Raw genomic sequence first — 21,859 nt, forward strand, 5'->3', positions numbered from 1 at the left:
CTGACAGATGTCCGGCGGGCACCACCCGGAACGCCGGAATCCCCTGGTCGGAATCGTCGCCACGCCCCTAGGATCGGCTCCCACGCTTCCTGCTCGCGATCACCTTCCCGGGATCGCCCGACCCGCGCCGTCGCCAGTCCCCCCACCGGCGCTGCGACGATGACATCTGAGACTTCAGCGAATTCCGCGTCCCCCGAACACTCCGAGTCCGAAGAGTCCGAAAACTCCGGGTCCCTCTCCGATCGGTCGCCGCACACCTTCCAGGTGGATCTGCGCGGACTGGTCGATCTCCTCTCCCACCACCTCTACTCCTCTCCGCGCGTCTACCTCCGTGAGCTGCTGCAGAACGCCGTGGACGCCATCACGGCCCGCCGCGCCGAGCAGCCGGACGCGCCCGCCCTGGTGCGGCTGCACGCGGACGGCGGACGGCTGCGCGTCGAGGACAGCGGGATCGGTCTGACCGAGACCGATGTGCACAGCCTGCTCGCGACGATCGGCCGCAGTTCCAAACGCGACGGGGCAGCGGGGCTGGCGTCGGCGCGGGCCGAGTTCCTCGGCCAGTTCGGCATCGGGCTGCTGGCGTGCTTCGTCGTCGCGGCCGAGATCCGGGTGGTCAGCCGCTCGGCGCGTACGCCGGGTTCGCCGCCCGTGGAGTGGCGCGCCCGCGACGACGGTTCGTACACCGTCCGTACACTGCCCGACAGCGCACGCCCGGAGCCCGGCACCACCGTGCATCTGACCGCCCGCCCCGGCAGTGCGGACTGGCTCACCGAGGAACGCGTCCTCTCCCTCGCCCGTGACTTCGGCTCGCTCCTGCCGTACGACGTACGGGTCGGCGGGGCGGCCGTCACCGACCTTCCGGCGCCGTGGGACCGCCCGTATCCGACCCCGGCGGCGCGGCGGGTCGCCCTCGCCCGGCACTGCCACGAGCAGTTCGGCTTCTCGCCGCTCGACACGATCGATCTGGATCTGCCGCTCGCCGGTATCCGCGGTGTCGCCTACGTCCTGCCGTCCGCCGTCAGTCCGGCGCAGCGTGCGGGCCACCGGGTGCACCTGAAGGGGATGCTGCTGACGGACCGGGCCGACGAACTGCTGCCCGACTGGGCGTTCTTCGTGCGCTGTGTCATCGACACGGACAGTCTGCGCCCCACCGCCTCGCGCGAGGCGCTGTACGCGGACGAGACCCTGGCCGCCGTACGGGAGGCGCTCGGCGACCGCATCAGGGACTGGCTCACCGGGCTCGCCGCGGGCGATCCGGAGCGGCTCGCGGAGTTCCTCACCGTGCACCACCTGGGGGTGAAGTCGCTGGCCCGGCACGACAGCGCCATGCTGCGCACGATGCTGCCGTGGCTGCCGTTCGAGACGACGGACGGGCGGCTGTCGCTGGAGGAGTTCGCCCGGCGCCACCCGGTGGTGCACTTCACGCGGACCGTGGAGGAGTACCGGCAGGTCGCACCGATCGCCTCGGCGCAGGGCATCGGGGTGGTCAACGGCGGCTACACGTACGACACCGAGCTGGTCGAGCGGCTGCCCTCGGTCCGGCCGGGGACGGCGGTCGCGGAGCTGGACGCCGACACCGTCACCGCGCACCTGGACTCCGTCGATCCGGCGCAGGAGCTGGCGCTCGGCGCCTTCCTGGCCGCGGCCCGCGCCAGGCTCGACCCGCTGGGCTGCGACGTGGCACTGCGTTCCTTCCATCCGCTGACCGTGCCCGCGCTGCATCTCGACGACCGGGCGGCCCGCCATGAGCAGGCCCGCGCCGAGGCGGAGGGGCAGGCGGACGATCTGTGGGCGGGCATCCTCGGTTCGCTGCGCGGCAGCGCGCCGCGCGCCCGGCTCGTACTGAACCACCTCAATCCGCTGATCCGGCGGATCGGTTCGCTGGACAGCCCCGAGCTGGCCGCGACCGCGACGGAGGCGCTGTACGGGCAGGCGTTGCTGATGGCACAGCGCCCGCTGCGGCCCGCCGATTCGGCGCTGCTGAACCGGGCGTTCGCCGGCCTGCTGGAGTGGGCCACCCATCCCGCGGTACCAGGACACTCGCCCGCGGAATCCCAGGAGGACGGCCGATGAGCCTCGACACCACCACGATCCGCCAGGCACTGCGGGAGAACGACGCGGAGCCGGAGGGCCCCGCGCGCAACGCCCGCGCGGAACGGCTGCTGGCCGAGGCCGAGCAGACCGGGGACGCCGCCCTGCTCGTCGAGGCGCTCACCCATCAGCTGCAGGTCTACAACTACAGCTCCGAGAAGGACAAGATGTTCGTGCCCTTCACGCGGCTGCTGCGCATGTGGGACGAACAGCCCGGTGCTTTCAGCGAGTTCATGACCCACCATCTGTTCTGGATGTTCAAGTGGGTCTCCAGCTCCATGGTCGACCAGCCGCACATCCCGCTCGCCGCCATCGAGAAGTGGCAGGGCGAGATGGCGCACCGCTACCGGCTCGCCGGTCACTCGGAGCGTGCCGTGCGCCAGGGCGAGCTGGAGATCGCCCGGCACCTGGGCGACCTGCCGCGCGCCGAGCGGGCGTACGCCGCCTGGCAGGCGGCCGACCGGGACCGGATGGCCAACTGCCACGCCTGTGAGCTGCACGAACAGGGCGGTTGGCAGGTGCAGCGGGGCCTGGACGCGGAGGCGCTGGAGACCTGGGCGCCGGTGCTGGACGGTGAGCACACCTGCGCCCATGAGCCGCACGCCGTGCTGGCGGCCTCGCTGCTCCCGCTGCTGCGGACGGGCCGCGCGGAGCAGGCGCGCGCCCATCATCTGCGCGGGTACCGGATGGTCCGGCCGATGGAGAGCATGCGGGACTCGGCGGCCCTGCACATCGAGTTCTGCGCCCTGACCGGCAACGAGGCCCGGGCTCTTGAGATCATCGCCGAACGGCCCGCGTACTTCACGGACAGCGGGAACCCCGGCAGCCTGATGGACTTCCTGGCGGTCACCGCCCTGCTGATGGACCGGCTGGCATCGCTCGGCCACGGCGGGCAGCCCGTGCCGGGGCCCGCGGGGACCGACTGGACCGCGTCCGCGCTGGCCGCGCACGCCCGTACGCAGGCGCTCGCGCTGGCCGCCCGGTTCGACGAGCGCAACGGCAATGCGCAGGTCGGCGGCCTGGTGCGGGAGCGTCTCGACCGGCAGCCGCTGCTGGACCGGCTGCCGCTCGGTGTGCGGTCCGCGCGCCTCGCCGCCGCGGTCGAGAAGCCGGCCGCGGCCCCGGGCACGGTGATGGCCGCTCCGCTCGATCTGGCCGGTCTGCTGGCCGAGGCGCACCGCCTCTCCGACGCCCAGCACCCGGACGCGGGCGCTGCCTGGGCGGCCGTCGCCCGCCGGGCCGACGAGCCGGTCGCGGCCGCGGACCGGCTGTCGGACCACGACCACGCGTGTGTCGCGGACCACCGGGCGATGGACGGTTCGCTTCCGCCCGCCGAGGCGATGGCGGCGTTCCGGACGGCCGCCGTGCTGTACGGCACCGCGGGCGACCGGGGCGAGGCCACCGCCGCGTCGGCCAGGGCCGCGTACGCCCGCTCGCTGGAGCCCGGCCATGCCGCGGGAGCCCTGGCCGAGATCGCTCCGCTGATGGACCGCGCGCTCGCCCTGCACGCCGACGGCGCGGCCACCGCCCGGCAGGTGGGCGCCGTGCTGACGTGCCGGGCCCGGGTCCTCGGCCGGCTGGTGCAGGACGCCGTGGACGAGGAGTCCGCCGAGGCCGCCGTCGCCGCTCTGGAACAGGGTGCGCGGGATCTGCTCGCGTTCACCGAACCACGGCGCGCGGAGGGCCACGTGGCCACCCGGATCGCGGAGGCGCTGGATCTCCTCGGCGACGTCGCGGGGTACCGGGGCGATGCGCGGGGCGCGCTGGAGCTGTACGAGCGGGCCGCCGCCGAGACCAATGACGCCGGGCTGCCGTGGTACGCCGTCGAGTACGAGGCCAAGACGGCCGGGGTCGCCGCCCGGCTCGACGAGTACGAGCGGGCGGAACGCGCCGCACGGGCCGCCCTGGAGCACGGGGCGGCGTTCGTCACGGCGCCCGGAAGGGCCCGGCTGCATCTGCGGCTCGCCGAAATCCTCGGTGCCACCGGGCAGTTCGACGAGGCGGCGGAGCACGCGCTGGACGCCTCGCACTGGGCGGACGAGTCGGGCGAGAGCGCGACGCTCGGCGTCCATGCCCGCCATCAGCTCGGCGGCCGGCTGCTTCAGCTGGGCCGGGCCGCGGAGGCGGCTGTCGTGCTGGAGGCCGTCCTGCCCGACATCACGGCCGAGGAGCACGGCGAGGGCATGGCCGTGCAGACGCTGTGGTGGCTCGGCGACTCCCTCACCGCGCTGCGCGAGCCGCGCGAGGCGGCCGAACACTGGCTGAAGGCCGCTGACATCGCCCGCGGCTGGCCGGAGCAGCACGATCACGCGATGCTCGCCAATCTTGCCGCGCAGGCGCTGTACCAGGCCGATCTCGACTCCCATGCGGAGCAGGCGTACGCGCGGGCCGGCGAGCTGTGGCGCGGGCTCGGCGACGTCCCCGCGCTGGTGCGGACGCTGCGGGTGCGGGCCTGGATCGCGACTCGGGAGGGGCAGCCCGGCCCGGACGCGGCACGGGCCTTCATGGCGGCGGCCGAGCGGGAGTGCGAGGCGGCGCTGGCCTCCGGCGCGGCGGAGGGGGCGCCCCAGCTGCTGGCCGAGCTCGCGGACACCCACCGCCAGACCGGCGAGCTGATCGCCCATGTCTGCGAGGGCGAGCCGGGTGAGGCGCCGGAGTTCGAGGAGGCGCTCGCGTACGTGCACCGGGCGGTCGCCGGCTTCGCGGAGGCGGGCCCCGGCTTCCTCGACCTGCGCACGGCCGCCGAACTGATGGCGGCCTGGCTGGAGGCGGACCTGAGCCGCCCGGACGCGGCCCGGGAGCGGGTGCGGAGAGTTCTTGAGATCTACGGGGACGGGGAGCCGGACGAGACGGGCCGGGCGCGCCGGTCGGAGGCGGAGACGCTGCTGAAGTACGTGGACAATTCGGGCCCGTCCGGCAATTGAGCCCGGTCCCCCGGTCGAGCGCGGCCGAGGGCCCGGGGAAAGCTGACGACAACGCGGCGAGGCACGGAGCCGGAGCGCCCGCCCGGCGTGATCCGGACGAGAGGCCCCCGGCGCAAGGAGCCGGGCCCGCCCGGCACTTGAGAACCCGTGCCGGACGGGGCCGGGCCGGACGGGGCCGGGCCGCCCTACTCCACCCCGATCAGCAGCGGAGCGCACTGGTGGCCGCCCCGGTACACCACCGTGTCGACCGCCAGATAGCCCTCGCGTACGTGCTCCTCCAGCGCGTCCGCGAGGCTGTCGGGGACGTCCTCGCCGAGGACCAGGGTGACCAGTTCGCCGCCCGCCGCCAGCATGCGGTCCAGCACGTTACGGGCCGTTTCCGGTACGTCCTCGCCGATGACCGCGACGTCGCCGTCGATCAGGCCGAGGATGTCGCCGGCCTGACAGATGCCCGCCATGGTCCAGGACTGCCGCTCGGCGACGGCCAGTTCGGCGTAGCGGGTGGCGCCGGCCGCGGCGGTCATCGCGACCACGTCCTCGTCGAAGCTGCGGTCGGGTTCGTGGACGGCGAGGGCCGCGATGCCCTGGACGGCGGCCCGGGTCGGGATCAGAGCGACCCTGACCCCCTCCGCGCGGGCCTGTTCGGCGGCGGCAGCGGCGGTGTGGCGCAACTCGGCGTCGTTGGGCAGCAGGACCACCTCGCGGGCATGCGCCCGACGGATCGCGTCGACGAGTTCGCCGCTGGCGGGCGGCTCCCCGGGGCGCGCCAGGACCGTCGTCGCCCCGGCCTCCTTGCACAGGCCGCGGAGCCCGTCGCCGGGAACCACCACGACGACCGCGCGCTGCACGGGTTCGGCGTGGGGGTGCACCCGGTCCGCGCCGAAGTGGGTGATCCGGATGCGGTACGGCCGCCCCGCCTCGACCCCGGCCTCCACCGCCGCACCCGCGTCGTCGACATGCACGTGGACGTTCCACAGCCCGTCGCCGCCCACCACGACGAGCGAGTCTCCGAGCCCGTCGAGCCGGGTCCGCAGCCGGTCCACGGCGTCGTCCGTGGCCTCCAGCAGGTAGATGACCTCGAAGACCGGTCCGCCCTCCGCGTCGGCCACCGCGCAGTCGTCCGCCACCGGAAGCGCGGGCGCGGCCACGTGACGGCGCTCGGGCGCCCGCCCGGAGACCGCTTCGACGAGCGCCCCGAGCACGGTCACCAGGCCCTGTCCCCCGGCGTCCACGACGCCCGCGCGCCCGAGGACGGCGAGTTGTCCGGGGGTCGCTTCCAGGGCCGTCCGCGCCCCCTCGTACGCCGCCCGTGCGACCGCCGCGGTTCCGGCGTCGTCCGCCGTGCGTCCGGCGGCCTCGGCGGCGGCGGTGGCCACGGTGAGCACGGTGCCCTCGACGGGGTGGGCGACGGCCTGCCGGGCGGCGGCCGCGGCACTCGTGAGCGCCCGGCACAGGTGGTCCGCGTCGTGCCCGCCGGCCAGCACCCCGGCCATCCCGCGCAGCAACTGGGCCAGGATCGTGCCGGAGTTCCCGCGGGCACCGATCAGCGCTCCGTGCGCCATGGCCCGGACCACGTCGGCGGCGACGGGCACGGTCGTGCCGGTCTCGTGGGCGGTGAAGACCGCTTCGACGGCCTGGTGCGCGGACTCGACGGTCAGATAGAGGTTCGTACCGGTGTCCCCGTCCGCGACGGGGTACACATTGATCGCGTCGATCGCCTCGCGCTCCCGGCCCAGCGCCTCCAGCGCCAGTGAGCACCAGGTACGCACCGCGACGGCGTCCATCTCGTCGGCGGTCTGCGGCACCTGTCGGTCCTCCTCGAAGATCGGCCGTGGGCGGCCGGCTGCACCGCAGAGTAGTCCCCGCGCGCCGGGTCCGGCGGCGACAGGGGCGGGACAGGGGGCGGCGGAACCCATGGTAGTTTCGTTCTACCGACGCGGCCGTTGTATGCTGCTTCGGTTGCCCGATGAGAGTCGGGCCATTTCCCCGGTGCCGCCACTTCAGTCAAATGAATCCGGCGCGCCGGAATTCACTGTAAGTGCACCTGAAGTCTTTGGAGTGACCCGTGGCTGCCAACTGCGACGTCTGCGGCAAGGGGCCGGGCTTCGGCAACAACATTTCGCACTCGCACCGCCGTACGTCCCGTCGCTGGAATCCCAACATCCAGCGCGTGCGTGCCGTGGTCGGTCGGACGCCGAAGCGGCTCAACGTCTGCACCTCGTGCATCAAGGCCGGCAAGGTCGCGCGCTGACGTTCCCGTCGTAGCGCAGCCTTCCGGTTGCCCAAAAAGCCGGTCCACCTCGGTGGACCGGCTTTTTGCTGTGCTGCGGGGCGTCCTCACCCGGTGCGCGTCCGCCAGCCGTGGTCGACGGGGCCGATCCCGCCGCCCAGCGGGAATCCGGCCACGATCGCGCCGGTGACGTACGCCTTCGCGTCTCGTACGGCCGTGGGCACGTCCTGGCCCAGGGCCAGTCCGCAGGCGATCGCCGAGGCGAGCGTGCAGCCGGTGCCGTGGGTGTGCCGGTTGTCGTGCCTGGGTGAGCGCAGCCAGTGCTCCGCGGTGCCGTCCGTCAGCAGATCGACGGGCTCGCCGGGCAGATGCCCGCCCTTGATGACGACCCAGCGCGGCCCGAAAGCCAGTATCCCGGTGGCGGCATGCCGCATTCCGGTCTCGTCCGTGACGTTCACGCCGGTGAGCTGCGCCACTTCGTCCAGGTTCGGGGTGGCGACCGTGGCGACCGGCAGCAGTTTCGTCCGTACGGAATCGAGTGCCTCGGCGGCCAGCAGCGGGTCTCCGTGCTTGGAGACCCCGACCGGGTCCACGACGACCGGGGCCGCGGTGCCCGCGAGGAGTTCGGCCACGGTGTCCACCAGGGCGGCCGACGCCAGCATGCCGGTCTTCACCGCCTGCACACCGATGTCGTCCACCACGCTGCGGTACTGGGCGCGTACGGCGTCGGCGGGCAGTTCCCAGGCGCCCTGCACGCCCAGCGAGTTCTGGGCGGTGACAGCGGTCAGCACGCTCATTCCGTGCACGCCGAACGCGAGCATCGTCTTCAGATCGGCCTGAATGCCCGCACCACCGCCGGAATCGGATCCGGCGACGGTGAGCACGCGGGCGGGTACGGCAGCAGATCGGGGCATACGCCGAATCTACTGGGCGTCCTCGATGCCGCCGAAATGGTCCCAGCCGCCCTTGCTGGTCCAGGGCGCCCCGTCGACCGTCACCTGCGGCAGCGCCGAGGGGTTGAGGACTTCGCCGATCACCTTCCAGCGGGCGGGCAGTTTCACGTCCGGCGGGAAGGTGGCGACGATCGCGTGGTCCTCTCCCCCGGTGAGCACCCACTGCAGCGGGTCCACGCCGACGGCCTGCCCGATGTCGGACATCTGCGAGGGGATGTCGATGAGTCCGGAGCGCAGATCGATCCGGACCTTGCTGGCCTCGGCGATGTGCCCGAGGTCGGCGACGAGTCCGTCGCTCACGTCCGTCATCGCGGTGGCGCCGAGACCGGCGGCCGCGGGGCCCGCGTGGTACGGCGGTTCGGGGCGCCGGTGGGCCTCGACGAAGGCGCGGGGCGAGCGGAAGCCGCGGGAGAGCACGGCGTAACCGGCGGCGGACCAGCCGAGCCAGCCGGTGACGGCGACGACGTCGCCGGGCTGGGCGCCGGACCGGGTGACCGGTTCGTGGTTGCGCAGATCGCCGAGTGCGGTGATCGAGACGGTGATCGTCTCGCCGCGCACCACATCGCCGCCGACCACGGCCGCGCCGGCGACCTGGCACTCGTCACGGATGCCGTCCATCAGCTCGCCGGCCCAGGTGACCGGGAGTTCGGCGGGGACGACCAGGCCGAGCAGCAGCGCGGTGGGCACGGCACCCATGGCGGCGATGTCGGCGAGGTTCTGGGCGGCGGCCTTGCGGCCGACGTCGTACGCGGTCGACCAGTCGCGGCGGAAGTGCCGTCCCTCCAGCAAAATGTCCGTACTGGCCACGACCCTGCGGTCGGGAGCGGACACGACCGCGGCGTCGTCGCCGGGGCCGAGCCGTACCGCCGGAGTGGTGGTGAGCCGGGAAGTCAGCTCCCTGATGAGCCCGAACTCCCCCAACTCGCCCACGGTTCCCTTCACCGAGTCTCACCTCTCATCTATCGCGCCGGACGTCCGTCCGGGCTGCTTCGGCGGCCGGGGGTCCGGACCGTGGACCGGCCGCCGCCGCAGAGAGCAGTCTGCACCGGTTCCCATCGCCATGCCCGTCCCCCCTTTCGCCCCGTCGCGCTTGCGGTCGCGGGCCGTCTCTGCTGTCGGTACTGTCAAGAGATACGTCAACTTGTGCTGTGTGAGCGCCACGCTGTGGACGTCAACCGCCCCGCAGGTCTCCCCGCGGCCCGCGGCAACGCGATACCGTGGCGTCCCTTTCCCATCCCCACACGATCCTCGTGGCCGCCCTGGAGGTTCCGTGGTACAGGCGTACATCCTTATTCAGACCGAGGTGGGCAAGGCGTCGACCGTCGCCGAGACCATCGCCAAAGTCCCGGGAGTGATACAGGCAGAGGACGTCACCGGCCCCTACGACGTGATCGTGCGCGCCCAGGCCGACACGGTCGACGAACTCGGCCGCATGGTGGTCGCCAAGGTCCAGCAAGTGGAAGGCATCACGCGAACCCTGACCTGCCCGGTCGTTCATCTGTAGTCCCCGTCTACGCTGGGCCGGTGACATCATCGCTCCGCCGCTTCCGCCATCCCGTGTTGCTCGGTCCGTCCGTCGCCTCGCTGCTGCTGGCCGCGGCGGGCTGCTCCTCGACGGACACCGCGGCGTCGATCACGGTTCCCACACCGTCTCCGGAAGCCGCAGCCTACTGCCGCGCACTGCACAGGGAGCTGCCGAAGACCGTTGCCGGACTCGGCCGCGGTGACACCGGGACGGAGTCCGAACTGATCGCCGAGTGGGGGGACGGAGCGATCGTACTGCGCTGCGGTGTCCCCCGGCCCGCGAAGATGGACGACCCCATGGCGAAGGCGACCGAGGCGGACGGCGTCAACTGGCTGCTGGAGCAGCCGGAAGACGCCGGTCCGCGTTTTACGACCACCTTCCGCAAGGCGTACGTCGAGGTGAGTCTCTCGACGGCGTACGCGCATGACGCGAGCCCGTTGGCCGCGTTCGGCCCGGTGATCACGAAGACGGTGCCCAGCAGCCTGTAGGGCGTGCTCTCCGCGACGGGAGTGCACGCCCTACGGCTCGGGACTCATCTCAGCGCAGCCCGGTCGGCCGGTTCAACGCGGCCTGGATCAGCCGGTCCACCAGCTCCTGGTAACTCACACCGCTCTCCTGCCACATCCGCGGGTACATGGAGATCGGGGTGAAGCCCGGCAGGGTGTTGATCTCGTTGATCACGAAGCCGCCGTCCTCGGTGAGGAAGAAGTCGGCCCGCACCAGGCCCTCGCAGGACACGGCCTCGAAGGCGTCGACCGCCAGCCGCTGGACCTCGGCAGTCTGTTCCTCGGTGAGCGGGGCGGGCACGATCCCGGAGGCCGAATCGATGTACTTGGCCTCGAAGTCGTAGAAGTCGTGCGAGGTGACCGGCGGGATCTCGGCGGGCACGCTGGCGCGCGGACCGTCCTCGAACTCCAGCACCCCGCACTCGATCTCGCGGCCCCGCAGCAGCGACTCGACGAGGAACTTGGGGTCGTGGCGGCGGGCCTCCTCGATCGCCTCGTCGAGACCGGAGAGGTCGTCGACCTTGGTGATGCCGATGGACGAGCCGGCCCGGGCGGGCTTGACGAAGAGCGGCCAGCCGTGGTCCCCGGCGAAGTCCACGATGCGCTTGCGGGCGGCGGAGGGGTCCGCCTCCCACTCGCGGGGGCGCACCACGACGTACGGGCCGACCGGCAGTCCGAACGAGGTGAAGACCCGCTTCATGTACTCCTTGTCCTGGCCGACCGCCGAGGCGAGCACCCCGGCGCCGACGTACGGCACACCGGAGAGCTCCAGAAGCCCTTGCAGAGTGCCGTCCTCGCCGTACGGGCCGTGCAGTACGGGGAAGACGACGTCGACCTCGCCGAGCGCCTTGGGGACCGAGCCGGGCTCGCTGTACACCACTTCACGGCTGCCGGGGTCGACGGAGAGCACCACGCCGCCCTCGGTGGACTCGGCCAGCTGGGCCACATCGGGCATCCTGCGGTCCGTGATGGCCATGCGTTCGGGCTCGTCGGCGGTGAGCGCCCAGCGGCCGTTCGTCGTGATGCCGATCGGCAGGACGTCGTACTTCGTCCGGTCGATGGCGTTCAGGACGGCGCCGGCCGTGACGATCGAGATGCCGTGTTCGGAGCTGCGGCCGCCGAACACGACGGCCACGCGCGGCTTGCGGAGCTGCTGCTCCGGGCTCTGGGGGAGGTTCTCGCTGCTCATATCGCGTTGAGCGTACCTGCTGGTATCCCTCGCGTCAGCGTGGCCGGGGCCGCTGGAGCGGTGACCGCGGACGTTCACCGCTCTGCACGCTCCCCCTGCCCGTCGTCAGCGTCGCTCGGGCTTCGCGCTGCGCGACATGAGCTCACCCAGCGCGACCACGGGGGGTTTGCCCTCGTGGACGATGCCGACGACCGTCTCGGTGATCGGCATGTCGACGCCGTGCCTGCGCGCCAGATCGAGCACCGATTCACAGGACTTGACGCCCTCGGCGGTCTGCCTGGTGACCGCGATCGTCTCCTGGAGCGTCATTCCGCGGCCGAGGTTGGTACCGAAGGTGTGGTTGCGCGAGAGCGGCGAGGAGCAGGTCGCCACCAGGTCGCCGAGGCCCGCGAGACCGGAGAAGGTCAGCGGGTCGGCGCCCATGGCGAGGCCGAGCCGGGTCGTCTCGGCGAGGCCCCGGGTGATGAGCGAGCCCTTCGCGTTGTCGCCGAGGCCCATGCCGTCGGCGATGCCCACGGCGAGTCCGATGACGTTCTTGACCGCGCCGCCGAGTTCGCAGCCGACCACATCGGTGTTGGTGTACGGGCGGAAGTACGAGGTGTGGCAGGCGCTCTGGAGGCGCTGGGCCACGGACTCGTCCCGGCAGGCGACGACGGCCGCGGCGGGGCGGCGTTCGGCGATCTCCTTGGCCAGGTTGGGGCCGGTGATGACGGCGACGCGATCCGGGGTGACCTTGGTGACGTCCTCGATGACCTCGCTCATCCGCTTCGCGGTGCCGAGTTCGACCCCCTTCATCATGGAGACGAGGACGGTGTCGGAGCCGAGGTGCGGGGCCCAGTCGGCGAGGTTGGCGCGCAGGGTCTGCGAGGGCACCACGAGCACGGCGTAGTCGGCGCCGTGCAGCGCCTCGGCGGCGTCGGTGGTCGCCCGGATCGACGCGGGGAGTTCAATTCCCGGCAGGTAGTCCGGGTTGGTACGGGTCGTGTTGACGGCCTCGGCGACTTCGGCTCGGCGGCCCCAGAGGGTGACGTCGCAGCCGGCGTCGGCGAGAACCACGCCGAAGGCCGTACCCCATGAGCCGGTTCCGAAGACGGCTGCCTTTACGGGGTGCGTCACTTGGGTCCCTTTCCTTCGGCCTTGCGCCGCTGTTCTGCACGGGCCTTGCGGTGGTCGTACGGCTCCGCAGGGGCCTTCTCGCCCCGTACGATCTCCAGCTGCGCGGTCACCGCGGCCATGATGACCTCGGTCGCCTCGCGCAGGACGTCGGGCGTCGGCTCCTCATCGTAGAAGCGGGAGAGATCGACGGGCGGTCCGGCCTGCACCTGGAGGGTCTTGCGGGGGAAGAGCCGGAGCTTGTTGTCCTTGGCGTACGGCGGCATCACGAGGTTGGCGCCCCACTGGGCGACCGGGATGACCGGAGCCTTCGTCATCAATGCGACACGGGCGGCGCCGGTCTTGCCGGCCATCGGCCACGTGTCGGGGTCGCGGGTGAGGGTGCCCTCCGGGTAGAAGGCGACGCATTCACCGCGCTCGATGGCGTCGACGGCGGCCCGGAAGGCGTCCAGCGCGTTGGTCGTCTCGCGGTACACGGGAATCTGTCCGGTACCGCGCAGCATCATTCCGACAAAGGGGGTCTTGAAGAGGCCGGCCTTCGCGAGAAGCCGCGGCACACGTCCGGTGTTGTACTGGAAGTGACCGTAGGAAAGCGGGTCCAGATACGAGTTGTGATTGACCGCAGTGATGAATCCGCCGTCGGCCGGAATGTTTTCCATTCCCCGCCATTCACGCTTGAACAGAACCACCAGCGGCGGTTTTGCGATCACCGCCGCCAGGCGGTACCAGAAGCCGATTCTGCGGCGGGACACTCGGACACCTTCCTCTATGGACCTGAACTCTGCCTGGCTACCGACGGTCAAGTCTCGCCCCAGGCCCCTGCTCTGTCGAGAACACCGTACGCCCCGTTTTCGGGGCCGACCCTCCGGGTTCTCGCACCGGCAGGCGAGAATAAGCGGCGATGCGCATCGAGGGGGAGATCGCCACGAACACCGACCCGGCCGGTCCTTGGACCCTGGTCGTCCCGTTGAAGCCCTTGGAGCGGGCCAAGAGCAGGCTCGCGCCCGCGACGGGCGCCGCACTGCGCCCGCGGCTCGCCCTCGCGTTCGCCCGGGACACCGTGACCGCCGCCCTGTCCTGCCGGGCGGTCCGGGATGTGGTGGTCGTCACGGACGACACGGAGGCGGGAGCGGCTCTCGCGGCCCTCGGGGCGCGCATCGTGCCCGACGAACCGGATCGCGGGCTCAACGCCGCCCTGGCACACGGTGAGCGGACCGTACGGGCCGGGCGGCCCGGGGCGGCGGTCGCCGCTCTCAACGCGGATCTGCCCGCGCTGCGTCCCGCGGAACTGGACCGGGTCCTCGATTTTTCCGCCGCTTTTCCCCGCGCATTTGTCACCGATGCGGCAGGAATCGGAACGACATTTCTTTCGGCTGCGCCGGGAGTGGAATTGCGTCCGGCTTTCGGCGGCCCTTCCCGGGCCCGGCACCTGGACTCCGGCGCGGTGGAAATCACGCTGACCGGCATCGATTCGGTCCGCCAGGACGTGGACACCGGCGACGATCTGCGGGCGGCACTGGCCCTGGGCACCGGCCCGCACACCTCGGGGCACTGGGCCGCGGGGGCCTCCCCGCTGGGCCGATAGGCTTCCGTACATGCAGGCGACCTCGTACACGTACGACCCCGAGACCCGCAGCGGCAGTGTGCTGCTCGACGACGGGACCCCGGTGGAGTTCGACGCCCGGGCCTTCGACGCGGGCGGGCTGCGGCTGCTGCGTCCGGGGCAGCGGGTGCGGATCGAAGGCGTCGGCGAGGGGGCGGATCTGCGGATCACCCTGGTGACCCTGCAGACGTTCTGAACGACTGCGCGCACCCTGCCCGCAACAGCCCGCGGGCCGGGCTCCCCGAGGGGAGCCCGGCCCGGCGCGTGTGAGCAGCTGTGCGCTGCTCGGCCTCACTTCTTGCGCGCGGTGGCCTTCTTCGCCGTGGTCTTGCGCGCCGTGATCTTCTTCGCGGGCGCCTTCTTCGCCGTGGCCTTCTTGGCGGGCGCGGTCTTCTTGGCGGCCGCAGCCGTGGTCTTCTTCGCCGCCGCCGTGACCTTCTTGGCCGCCGGAGCGGCCTTCTTCGCCGTGGTCTTCTTCGCCGCGGCGGTCTTCGCGGCGGTCACGGCCCTCTTGGCGGTGACCTTCTTCGCAACGGCCTTCTTGGCGGTGGCCTTCTTGGCCGCGGCCTTGGCCGTCGTGCGGGCGACACCGCCCGTGAGGCTGCCCTTGGGCGCCTTCTTCACGGCCACCTCGCCCTTGGGGAGCTTCTTCGAGCCGCTCACCAGGTCCTTGAAGCCCTGTCCCGCACGGAAGCGGGGAACCGAGGTCTTCTTGACCCGCACCCGCTCACCCGTCTGTGGGTTGCGGGCGTAGCGGGCGGGGCGGTCGACCTTCTCGAACGAGCCGAAGCCGGTGACCGAAACACGGTCCCCCGCGACAACCGCACGGACGATCGCGTCGAGCACCGCGTCAACGGCGTCCGCGGCCTGCTGACGGCCGCCGACCTTGTCGGCAATCGCTTCTACGAGCTGCGCCTTGTTCACGTCTTCCCCTTCGGAGACATTGCCAGAACGAAAGTGTTCAAGCGTTTTCGCACGTTAGGCAGATATATACCGCAAATCAAACACGAAACGGGCTAATCACCCTAGTGCCGCAACGAAGTCGACCGCTGCGCAGTTCCGCAGAGTCAGTCACCTTCGGGGAATCGGCCCTCATCGAGGTCCTTCATCAACCGGTCCAGACGCCTTGCCGCATCCGGGAGATCGTGCTTAGCCGCGGCCGTGATGACCAACAGCTTCCGGGACAGCGCCATCCTTACGCCCTCCGGGACTTGCAGTGTGCGCACTCTTGTGTGCGCTTCCTTCAATCGGTCGGCGACTTGGCCGTAAAGCTTGAGTTGGCTGTCGCGTTCCATGCACCGATTGTGCCATCTGGGGCGAGTTGTCGCCCGACGGGGTCTCAACAAGCGACTGCGCCCCCTACCAGATGGCGGGGGGCGCAGTCCTGGAAACGCGCTGCTCAGGTGTTAATTGTACGCGGCTTGAAGGTCGGTCTTGCCACCTCATAAGTCGCGATGTCCGCTTCGTTCTGAAGGGTGAGACTGATGTCGTCCAGCCCGTTCAGCAGTCGCCAGCGGGCGTTCTCGTCAAGCTCGAAGTCGGCCGTGATGCCCTCGGCGCGGACCTGTCGCGCCTCCAGGTCGACGGTGATCTCGGCCGTCGGGTCGGCCTCGGTCAGCTCCCAGATCGCGTCGACGATCTTCTGGTCGAGTACGACGGTCAACAGCCCGTTCTTCAGCGAGTTGCCCCGGAAGATGTCGGCGAACCGGGAGGAGATGACGGCCTTGAAACCGTAGTTCTGCAGCGCCCACACGGCGTGTTCGCGGGACGATCCGGTGCCGAAGTCGGGACCGGCCACCAGCACCGTGGCGCCGTTGCGCTCCGGGCGGTTGAGGACGAAGTTCTCGTCCTTGCGCCAGGCCTCGAAGAGTCCGTCCTCGAAGCCGTCGCGGGTGACCTTCTTCAGCCAGTGGGCGGGGATGATCTGGTCGGTGTCGACGTTGCTGCGGCGCAGCGGGACGGCCCGGCCGGTGTGTGTGGTGAAAGCTTCCATGATTCTCAGACTCCGGCGGGCGTACGGGCTTCGGACAGGTCGGCCGGCGAGGCCAGGTGGCCCAGCACGGCGGTCGCGGCGGCGACCTGCGGGGAGACCAGGTGCGTGCGGCCGCCCTTGCCCTGCCGGCCCTCGAAGTTGCGGTTCGAGGTGGAGGCGGAGCGCTCGCCCGGGGCCAGCTGGTCGGGGTTCATGCCGAGACACATCGAGCAGCCCGCGTGCCGCCATTCGGCGCCCGCGGCGGTGAAGACCTTGTCCAGGCCCTCCTCGACGGCCTGCAGGGCGACCCGGACGGAGCCCGGGACGACCAGCATCCGTACGCCGCTCGCGACTTTGCGGCCGTCCAGGATCGCGGCCGCGTTACGCAGGTCCTCGATCCGGCCGTTGGTGCAGGAGCCTACGAAGACGGTGTCCACGTTGATGTCGCGCAGCGGCTGGCCGGCGGTCAACCCCATGTATTCCAGGGCCTTTTCGGCGGCGTGGCGCTCCGAGGCGTCCTCGTACGAAGCCGGGTCGGGGACGTCGGCCGACAGGGGCGCGCCCTGGCCGGGGTTGGTGCCCCAGGTGACGAACGGCGCCAGTTCGGCGGCCTCGATGACGACCTCGGCGTCGAAGACCGCGTCGTCGTCGGTGCGCAGCGTCTTCCAGTACGCGACGGCGGCGTCCCAGTCCTCGCCCTGCGGGGCGTGGTCGCGCCCCTTCAGGTAGTCGAAGGTGGTCTCGTCCGGGGCGATCATGCCCGCCCGGGCGCCGGCCTCGATCGACATGTTGCAGATGGTCATCCGGGCTTCCATCGAGAGCTTCTCGATGGCCGGGCCGCGGTATTCGAGGATGTAGCCCTGGCCGCCACCGGTGCCGATCCGGGTGATGATCGCCAGGATCAGGTCCTTGGCCGTGACATCGTCGGGCAGTTCGCCGTCGATGGTGATCGCCATGGTCTTGGGGCGGGCCAGCGGCAGCGTCTGGGTGGCCAGCACGTGCTCGACCTGGCTGGTGCCGATGCCGAACGCCAGAGCGCCGAAAGCGCCGTGCGTGGAGGTGTGGGAGTCGCCGCAGACGACCGTGGTGCCGGGCTGGGTCAGACCCAGCTGCGGGCCGACCACGTGCACGACGCCCTGCTCGACGTCGCCCAGCGGGTGCAGCCGCACGCCGAACTCCGCGCAGTTCTTGCGCAGGGTCTCCAACTGGGCGCGGGAGACCGGGTCGGCGATCGGCTTGTCGATGTCGAGGGTCGGGGTGTTGTGATCCTCGGTGGCGATGGTGAGGTCGAGGCGCCGGACCCGGCGTCCGGCCTGCCGGAGGCCGTCGAAGGCCTGGGGGCTGGTCACCTCGTGCAGCAGGTGCAGATCGATGAAGAGAAGATCGGGCTCGCCGTCCGCACGCCGCACGACGTGGTCGTCCCAGACCTTCTCCGCGAGTGTCCTACCCATCGCTTTCCCTCCGGCCGGCGTCTTCGCCGGCCCAACTAGAGATTCGGTGCGCCGCCGTCCGGACCCCCGTGCGGGGCGGTCGCTACGGGCCGTTGTGCGGCCGCCCCTACAGGTTCGCAACTTCCGCCGAAAATTGAACTTGCGTTTCACAGAGTGAGACGGAAGTATCGTCGTATGGACAACTCTAGCGGCGTCGGCGTTCTCGACAAGGCAGCTCTGGTATTGAGCGCCCTGGAGTCCGGTCCGGCCACCCTCGCCGGGCTGGTCGCGGCGACCGGGCTCGCACGACCCACGGCCCATCGACTGGCCGTGGCACTGGAACACCACCGGATGGTGGCGAGGGACATGCAGGGCCGTTTCATTCTCGGCCCCCGGCTGGCGGAACTCGCGGCGGCGGCGGGCGAGGACCGTCTGCTGGCCACGGCGGGACCGGTGCTCACCCACCTGCGGGACATCACGGGCGAGAGCGCGCAGCTCTACCGGCGACAGGGCGACATGCGGATCTGCGTGGCGGCGGCGGAGCGGCTGTCCGGCCTGCGGGACACCGTGCCGGTCGGCTCCACGCTCACCATGAAGGCCGGCTCGTCGGCCCAGATCCTGATGGCCTGGGAGGAGCCGGAGCGCCTGCACCGCGGCCTCCAGGGCGCCCGCTTCACGGCGACGGCGCTCTCGGGCGTACGACGCAGGGGCTGGGCCCAGTCGATCGGCGAGCGCGAGCCGGGCGTCGCCTCGGTCTCCGCGCCGGTGCGCGGCCCCTCGAACCGGGTGGTCGCCGCCGTCTCGGTCTCCGGACCGATCGAGCGGCTGACCCGGCACCCGGGCCGGATGCACGCCCAGGCGGTCATCGACTCGGCGGCGAGGCTGAGCGAGGCCCTGCGCCGCAACGGCTGACGTACACAGGACATACGTACGCAGGAAATACCTTCCGGCCGCCCCAGCGTCGTGGCGGCCCCCCTCTCAGCACCTCACTTCGCGGACGAGCGGTGCGCGAGACGGTCCGCCGCCCGGCGGCCCCGCCCCTCGATCGGCAGTACGCCGGTCACCGCGGCCAGTCCGTAGGCCGGCATATCGGCGTAGATCGATTCGTAGCCGCCCTCGGGCACTATGTAGGTCTCGTGCCACAGCCCCACATGCTGCCGGGACTTCTTCTCCTTGCGGTTCATCATCGCCCAGGCCTTGCGGTGGAACATGTCGGGAGCGCTCGCGTACGCGTACAGCTTCTCCTTCGACTCCCAGTACTGGACGACGTAGTACGTCCGCGGCGAGCCGGACAGCAGCGTGTAGCCGAGCAGGCCGCGCCCCTTGTCCTTGCTCAACTCCCGCAGCATGCGTGGCATTGCCGCCAGCACGGGCAGCCAATGATGCACGCCCCGGAAGTGGTTGATGCGCATCCCGATGAGCAGGACGACCACCTCCCCTTCGGCTGCGGCGGTCGTCCGCCCCGGAATCGGCTTCGCGAACATGGCCGTACCCCCTTCTCTCGTTGGAGAGTGCCACTATCCAATGGTTGGATAGTGGCACTGCCCAAGAGGTGGCGCAAGGGAAGGCACGGAACATGCGACTCTCGGAACTGAGCGAGAAGAGCGGCGTCAAGACCGCGACGATCAAGTACTACCTGCGCGAGGGACTGCTGTGGCCGGGTCACCGGGTCAGCGCGACGCAGGCCGAGTACGACGAGAGCCATCTGCGCCGGCTGCGCCTGGTGCGGGCCCTGATCCAGGTGGGCCGTCTCCCCGTGGCGACGGCCCGTGAGGTCCTCTCCCATGTCGACGACGAGTCCCTGGGCCGCACGATCCGCCTGGGCGCCGCCCTCTGGTCACTCCCGCACGGTCCGGACCCCGACGAGGAGGCCCCTGAGACGGCGGCCGCCCGCGAAGAGGTCGAACGGCTCCTGGACCGGCTCGGCTGGGCGACCTCGCAGGAGCTCGGCTCCCTGTCCCCCGCCCATCGCGCGCTGGTGTCGTCGGTGGCCACCCTCATCCGGCTCGGCTATCCCTGCGATGTCGAGTACTTGGCCCAGCAGGCCCGCCTCATGCACCAAGTCGCCGTCCAGGACCTGGACATGATGGAGACGTATCCCACGGAGGCGGAGCAGGTGGAGACGGCGGTCGCGTCGGCCGTGCTCTACGAGCCGCTGCTGATGTCGCTGCGCAGAATGGCTCAGGAGGAGGAGTCGGCCCGGCGGTACGGACTCTGACGGACTCTGACGGACAAGCAGAAAGCCCCTCACCGAGGTGAAGGGCCTTTGTCTGTCACTCTGTTGTACCCCCGACCGGATTCGAACCGGCGCTACTGCCGTGAGAGGGCAGCGTGCTAGGCCGCTACACAACGGGGGCTTGTTACTGCTGTTGCATTTCTGCGCTGGGCTACCAGGACTCGAACCTAGAATGACGGTACCAGAAACCGTAGTGTTGCCAATTACACCATAGCCCATGGTGTTACAAGTACCCCCGACCGGATTCGAACCGGCGCTACTGCCGTGAGAGGGCAGCGTGCTAGGCCGCTACACAACGGGGGCCCTAGCGATCCTGCATCGAGAGCGTGGGTGCGACCCAGATGATCTCGCGGGAAGGATCTGTACCCCCGACCGGATTCGAACCGGCGCTACTGCCGTGAGAGGGCAGCGTGCTAGGCCGCTACACAACGGGGGCTTGTTACTACTCTTGCATTTCTGCGCTGGGCTACCAGGACTCGAACCTAGAATGACGGTACCAGAAACCGTAGTGTTGCCAATTACACCATAGCCCACCAAAACGCAACCCCCTGAAGGGGTTTTGTTCGGTTTGCGCTTCCCGTTCGGATCTTCCGTCCCGCTCGGGCGGCGCAGGAAGAACATTACCCGAAGGTGTCCGGCGCTCCAAAACGGGTATTGCCCGCCAGGCCTGTCCGGCGGATCAGGGTCGGGCAGGCTCCAGCAGGCCGGGCAGCTGATCGAGCCCGCTGATCCGGACGAGTTCGGGGCGGCCGCCGCGGCCGCCGCGATCGAGCCAGATCCCCATCAGCCCCGCGGCGACCGCACCACTCGCGTCAATGTCCGGTTCATCCCCCACGTACGCGACCTCCTGCGGCTCCAGCGCCAGCGCGTCGCAGGCGGCGTGGAAGGCGCCGGCCTCGGGCTTGGAGACGCCCAGCTCCACGGCGCACACCACGGCCTCGAACCGCTCCCGCACGCCGAGCGTGCGCAGCTTGCGGTCCTGGTTGTGGATGCTGGAGTTCGACAGCGCCCCGTGCCGGAACCCGTCCGCCAGCCGGTCCAGGGCGGGAAGCACATCGGGAAAGAGCGACCAGGCGGCCTCGTAGTGGGCCGCGTGCCGAGCAAACCAGTCGTCGGCCTCGGCGTCGTCCAGCGCCCGCGCGAGGAACTCCCGGACCCGGTCCCGGCGCTGGCCCTGGAAGTCCGTCTCCCCGTCGGCGAACCGTGCCCAGTGCACATCGGTGATCGCCCGCCACGCGACGAGGGCCTGCTCGACGGAGTCGTATCCGCCGGGCAGGCCCTCCTGTTCGAGATGCCTGCGCATACCGACGCGGTCGGCACCCGTGTAGTCGAAGATCGTGTCGTCGATGTCCCAGAGGACCGCGCGGATCGTCATGCGGCCCAGAGTAGATTCCTACGCGGCGAGTGCGGTGGGTTTCGCTGTTCTCTGCAGACCGATGAAGACAATCTTCAGGTCGCCGATCTCCTCAGGGGTGAACAGGTCGTCCGGACCGCCGGGCGCGCGGTCGTGGAAGGGGCCGCCGACTTCGTACAGGTCACCGAGATCGAACAGACCGCGCTCTCGGTCTCATCCGGTTGGTGGGCGCTGGGCAGGGCGAGCAGATGCTCATGGATCAGGGCCTCCGCGCCGTCGTCGATGCGGTGCCAGTTCGTGAAGTCGCTGTATGTCTCCACCTCTCGGCGGTGGGGCCGGGCCAGGAAGTGGTCCAGGTTCATCGCGGTGACGTTCTCGTGCAGTCGATGAGCGAACGCCCACCGGATCTCGGCCTCGGTGGCAACTGCGTCCGGCCCGGCGTCCCGGCTCGCGTCGGGCTGCTGACGGCGGTCGAGAGCACGGATCAGGTCGAGCCGCCGTCGCTCATGAACACTCCCGCGGAAGGATTGTCCTCGACAGTCGGACCAAAGTGAAGAACGCACCCAATGTGCACTGCGCCACGACACGGAAGTACCGCACCGGCAGGGACGGGCTGCGCGGCATCATCGAGTCGCCGGTGTTCGGGCACAGCGATACGCACGCCCTGCTCCAGGTCGCGGATCTCGTCGTGTCATCCCTGCTGTTCCCGATCACCTGCCACGCCTATCTCAAC

At 70.7% G+C, this 21,859-nt stretch carries 22 protein-coding genes, 5 tRNA genes and 1 pseudogene; 10 read left to right on the forward strand and 18 right to left on the reverse strand.

The window, feature by feature from the left end; translation table 11 throughout:
• Positions 1 to 159: 159 nt before the first annotated feature.
• Entirely contained in the window at positions 160 to 2,073 is a 1,914-nt protein-coding gene (locus ACFVV1_RS18510) for an HSP90 family protein (protein WP_389990254.1), read from the forward strand.
• On the forward strand, positions 2,070 to 5,015 hold the full coding sequence (locus ACFVV1_RS18515; protein ID WP_389990255.1) for a tetratricopeptide repeat protein: 2,946 nt from the start codon (positions 2,070 to 2,072) through the stop codon (positions 5,013 to 5,015). Before ACFVV1_RS18510 ends, ACFVV1_RS18515 begins: the two co-directional genes overlap by 4 nt.
• 185 nt (positions 5,016 to 5,200) lie before the next feature.
• Here ACFVV1_RS18515 and ACFVV1_RS18520 read toward each other — a convergent pair whose 3' ends face one another.
• Positions 5,201 to 6,820, reverse strand: a complete 1,620-nt coding sequence (locus tag ACFVV1_RS18520) for a DAK2 domain-containing protein (RefSeq protein WP_389990256.1) — start codon at positions 6,818 to 6,820, stop codon at positions 5,201 to 5,203.
• A gap of 260 nt (positions 6,821 to 7,080) precedes the next feature.
• Here ACFVV1_RS18520 and rpmB point away from each other — a divergent pair, with 260 nt between their 5' ends.
• Positions 7,081 to 7,266, forward strand: coding sequence for a 50S ribosomal protein L28 (gene rpmB, locus ACFVV1_RS18525; RefSeq protein WP_030928661.1), 186 nt, complete (start codon positions 7,081 to 7,083; stop codon positions 7,264 to 7,266).
• An 86-nt stretch (positions 7,267 to 7,352) separates the two neighbouring features.
• Here rpmB and thiD read toward each other — a convergent pair whose 3' ends face one another.
• Positions 7,353 to 8,159, reverse strand: coding sequence for a bifunctional hydroxymethylpyrimidine kinase/phosphomethylpyrimidine kinase (thiD, locus tag ACFVV1_RS18530; RefSeq protein WP_389990257.1), 807 nt, complete (start codon positions 8,157 to 8,159; stop codon positions 7,353 to 7,355).
• Between the two features lie 9 nt (positions 8,160 to 8,168).
• A complete protein-coding gene (locus ACFVV1_RS18535) occupies positions 8,169 to 9,140 on the reverse strand; it encodes a thiamine-phosphate kinase (protein WP_383751448.1) in 972 nt (323 codons plus the stop codon).
• Positions 9,141 to 9,468: 328 nt separating this feature from the next.
• On the opposite strand from ACFVV1_RS18535, the gene ACFVV1_RS18540 reads away from it, so the two are divergent.
• Both ACFVV1_RS18540 and ACFVV1_RS18545 read left to right on the forward strand, forming a co-directional pair.
• Positions 9,469 to 9,702, forward strand: coding sequence for an Lrp/AsnC family transcriptional regulator (locus tag ACFVV1_RS18540; RefSeq protein ID WP_093899132.1), 234 nt, complete (start codon positions 9,469 to 9,471; stop codon positions 9,700 to 9,702).
• Positions 9,703 to 9,722: 20 nt separating this feature from the next.
• Positions 9,723 to 10,211, forward strand: a complete 489-nt coding sequence (locus ACFVV1_RS18545) for a DUF3515 domain-containing protein (protein ID WP_389990258.1) — start codon at positions 9,723 to 9,725, stop codon at positions 10,209 to 10,211.
• A gap of 49 nt (positions 10,212 to 10,260) precedes the next feature.
• Here the strand turns inward: ACFVV1_RS18545 and ACFVV1_RS18550 are convergent, their stop codons facing one another.
• The 3 genes from ACFVV1_RS18550 to ACFVV1_RS18560 all read right to left on the reverse strand — a co-directional run bounded on the left by ACFVV1_RS18550 (position 10,261) and on the right by ACFVV1_RS18560 (position 13,283).
• Positions 10,261 to 11,418 carry a D-alanine--D-alanine ligase family protein gene (locus ACFVV1_RS18550; RefSeq protein WP_389990259.1) on the reverse strand — a complete coding sequence of 386 codons (1,158 nt, stop codon included), beginning with the start codon at positions 11,416 to 11,418 and terminating at the stop codon, positions 10,261 to 10,263.
• Between the two features lie 105 nt (positions 11,419 to 11,523).
• Positions 11,524 to 12,534 (reverse strand): NAD(P)H-dependent glycerol-3-phosphate dehydrogenase, encoded by a 1,011-nt coding sequence (locus tag ACFVV1_RS18555; protein ID WP_389990260.1) that lies wholly within the window; start codon positions 12,532 to 12,534, stop codon positions 11,524 to 11,526.
• On the reverse strand, positions 12,531 to 13,283 hold the full coding sequence (locus tag ACFVV1_RS18560; RefSeq protein WP_389990261.1) for a lysophospholipid acyltransferase family protein: 753 nt from the start codon (positions 13,281 to 13,283) through the stop codon (positions 12,531 to 12,533). Before ACFVV1_RS18560 ends, ACFVV1_RS18555 begins: the two co-directional genes overlap by 4 nt.
• Before the next feature lie 149 nt (positions 13,284 to 13,432).
• Between ACFVV1_RS18560 and cofC the strand changes: the two genes are divergently transcribed.
• Positions 13,433 to 14,116, forward strand: a complete 684-nt coding sequence (gene cofC, locus ACFVV1_RS18565) for a 2-phospho-L-lactate guanylyltransferase (RefSeq protein ID WP_389990262.1) — start codon at positions 13,433 to 13,435, stop codon at positions 14,114 to 14,116.
• Positions 14,117 to 14,126: 10 nt separating this feature from the next.
• Positions 14,127 to 14,330, forward strand: a complete 204-nt coding sequence (locus ACFVV1_RS18570; RefSeq protein ID WP_389990263.1) for a hypothetical protein — start codon at positions 14,127 to 14,129, stop codon at positions 14,328 to 14,330.
• 95 nt (positions 14,331 to 14,425) lie between these two features.
• Here ACFVV1_RS18570 and ACFVV1_RS18575 read toward each other — a convergent pair whose 3' ends face one another.
• The 4 genes from ACFVV1_RS18575 to leuC form a co-directional block, all read right to left on the reverse strand.
• Positions 14,426 to 15,058 carry an HU family DNA-binding protein gene (locus ACFVV1_RS18575; RefSeq protein ID WP_389990264.1) on the reverse strand — a complete coding sequence of 211 codons (633 nt, stop codon included), beginning with the start codon at positions 15,056 to 15,058 and terminating at the stop codon, positions 14,426 to 14,428.
• A gap of 143 nt (positions 15,059 to 15,201) precedes the next feature.
• A complete protein-coding gene (locus ACFVV1_RS18580; protein WP_093545158.1) occupies positions 15,202 to 15,429 on the reverse strand; it encodes a hypothetical protein in 228 nt (75 codons plus the stop codon).
• Between the two features lie 104 nt (positions 15,430 to 15,533).
• A complete protein-coding gene (gene leuD, locus ACFVV1_RS18585) occupies positions 15,534 to 16,127 on the reverse strand; it encodes a 3-isopropylmalate dehydratase small subunit (protein WP_389990265.1) in 594 nt (197 codons plus the stop codon).
• Between the two features lie 5 nt (positions 16,128 to 16,132).
• A complete protein-coding gene (gene leuC, locus ACFVV1_RS18590; protein ID WP_389990266.1) occupies positions 16,133 to 17,557 on the reverse strand; it encodes a 3-isopropylmalate dehydratase large subunit in 1,425 nt (474 codons plus the stop codon).
• A gap of 174 nt (positions 17,558 to 17,731) precedes the next feature.
• Here leuC and ndgR point away from each other — a divergent pair, with 174 nt between their 5' ends.
• Positions 17,732 to 18,448: an IclR family transcriptional regulator NdgR gene (gene ndgR, locus ACFVV1_RS18595; protein WP_030928691.1), complete on the forward strand. Its 717-nt coding sequence runs from the start codon at positions 17,732 to 17,734 to the stop codon at positions 18,446 to 18,448.
• Positions 18,449 to 18,522: 74 nt separating this feature from the next.
• On the opposite strand, the gene ACFVV1_RS18600 is transcribed toward ndgR, so the two are convergent.
• Entirely contained in the window at positions 18,523 to 19,020 is a 498-nt protein-coding gene (locus ACFVV1_RS18600; protein ID WP_389990267.1) for a DUF4188 domain-containing protein, read from the reverse strand.
• Positions 19,021 to 19,112: 92 nt separating this feature from the next.
• Between ACFVV1_RS18600 and ACFVV1_RS18605 the strand changes: the two genes are divergently transcribed.
• Positions 19,113 to 19,754, forward strand: coding sequence for a MerR family transcriptional regulator (locus ACFVV1_RS18605; protein WP_389990268.1), 642 nt, complete (start codon positions 19,113 to 19,115; stop codon positions 19,752 to 19,754).
• Positions 19,755 to 19,820: 66 nt separating this feature from the next.
• On the opposite strand, the gene ACFVV1_RS18610 is transcribed toward ACFVV1_RS18605, so the two are convergent.
• The 7 genes from ACFVV1_RS18610 to ACFVV1_RS18640 all read right to left on the reverse strand — a co-directional run bounded on the left by ACFVV1_RS18610 (position 19,821) and on the right by ACFVV1_RS18640 (position 21,689).
• Positions 19,821 to 19,893 (reverse strand) — tRNA-Glu (locus ACFVV1_RS18610).
• 25 nt (positions 19,894 to 19,918) lie between these two features.
• Positions 19,919 to 19,990, reverse strand: a tRNA-Gln gene (locus ACFVV1_RS18615).
• Between the two features lie 12 nt (positions 19,991 to 20,002).
• Positions 20,003 to 20,075 (reverse strand) — tRNA-Glu (locus ACFVV1_RS18620).
• Positions 20,076 to 20,135: 60 nt separating this feature from the next.
• Positions 20,136 to 20,208 (reverse strand) — tRNA-Glu (locus tag ACFVV1_RS18625).
• A gap of 25 nt (positions 20,209 to 20,233) precedes the next feature.
• Positions 20,234 to 20,305 (reverse strand) — tRNA-Gln (locus ACFVV1_RS18630).
• A gap of 146 nt (positions 20,306 to 20,451) precedes the next feature.
• Complete coding sequence (locus ACFVV1_RS18635; RefSeq protein ID WP_389990269.1) at positions 20,452 to 21,147, reverse strand: HAD family hydrolase; 696 nt, start codon at positions 21,145 to 21,147, stop codon at positions 20,452 to 20,454.
• A gap of 74 nt (positions 21,148 to 21,221) precedes the next feature.
• Positions 21,222 to 21,689: a hypothetical protein gene (locus ACFVV1_RS18640; RefSeq protein ID WP_389990270.1), complete on the reverse strand. Its 468-nt coding sequence runs from the start codon at positions 21,687 to 21,689 to the stop codon at positions 21,222 to 21,224.
• A 5-nt stretch (positions 21,690 to 21,694) separates the two neighbouring features.
• Between ACFVV1_RS18640 and ACFVV1_RS18645 the strand changes: the two are divergent.
• Positions 21,695 to 21,769, forward strand: a pseudogene (locus tag ACFVV1_RS18645) (hypothetical protein); the annotation flags it as partial.
• Between the last annotated feature and the right edge of the window lie 90 nt (positions 21,770 to 21,859).

This window comes from Streptomyces sp. NPDC058092, assembly GCF_042884935.1.
Taxonomy (GTDB): Bacteria; Actinomycetota; Actinomycetes; order Streptomycetales; family Streptomycetaceae; genus Streptomyces.

What these genes read in the sequence shown, in the direction of transcription:
- ACFVV1_RS18510 (WP_389990254.1), top strand. Translation starts at nt 160, where the DNA reads ATGACATCTGAGACTTCAGCGAATTCCGCGTCCCCCGAACACTCCGAG.
- ACFVV1_RS18515 (WP_389990255.1), top strand. Translation starts at nt 2,070, where the DNA reads ATGAGCCTCGACACCACCACGATCCGCCAGGCACTGCGGGAGAACGAC.
- thiD (WP_389990257.1), bottom strand. Translation starts at nt 8,159, where the DNA reads ATGCCCCGATCTGCTGCCGTACCCGCCCGCGTGCTCACCGTCGCCGGA.
- ACFVV1_RS18550 (WP_389990259.1), bottom strand. Translation starts at nt 11,418, where the DNA reads ATGAGCAGCGAGAACCTCCCCCAGAGCCCGGAGCAGCAGCTCCGCAAG.
- cofC (WP_389990262.1), top strand. Translation starts at nt 13,433, where the DNA reads ATGCGCATCGAGGGGGAGATCGCCACGAACACCGACCCGGCCGGTCCT.
- ACFVV1_RS18570 (WP_389990263.1), top strand. Translation starts at nt 14,127, where the DNA reads ATGCAGGCGACCTCGTACACGTACGACCCCGAGACCCGCAGCGGCAGT.
- ACFVV1_RS18580 (WP_093545158.1), bottom strand. Translation starts at nt 15,429, where the DNA reads ATGGAACGCGACAGCCAACTCAAGCTTTACGGCCAAGTCGCCGACCGA.
- leuD (WP_389990265.1), bottom strand. Translation starts at nt 16,127, where the DNA reads ATGGAAGCTTTCACCACACACACCGGCCGGGCCGTCCCGCTGCGCCGC.
- leuC (WP_389990266.1), bottom strand. Translation starts at nt 17,557, where the DNA reads ATGGGTAGGACACTCGCGGAGAAGGTCTGGGACGACCACGTCGTGCGG.
- ndgR (WP_030928691.1), top strand. Translation starts at nt 17,732, where the DNA reads ATGGACAACTCTAGCGGCGTCGGCGTTCTCGACAAGGCAGCTCTGGTA.
- ACFVV1_RS18600 (WP_389990267.1), bottom strand. Translation starts at nt 19,020, where the DNA reads ATGTTCGCGAAGCCGATTCCGGGGCGGACGACCGCCGCAGCCGAAGGG.
- ACFVV1_RS18605 (WP_389990268.1), top strand. Translation starts at nt 19,113, where the DNA reads ATGCGACTCTCGGAACTGAGCGAGAAGAGCGGCGTCAAGACCGCGACG.
- ACFVV1_RS18635 (WP_389990269.1), bottom strand. Translation starts at nt 21,147, where the DNA reads ATGACGATCCGCGCGGTCCTCTGGGACATCGACGACACGATCTTCGAC.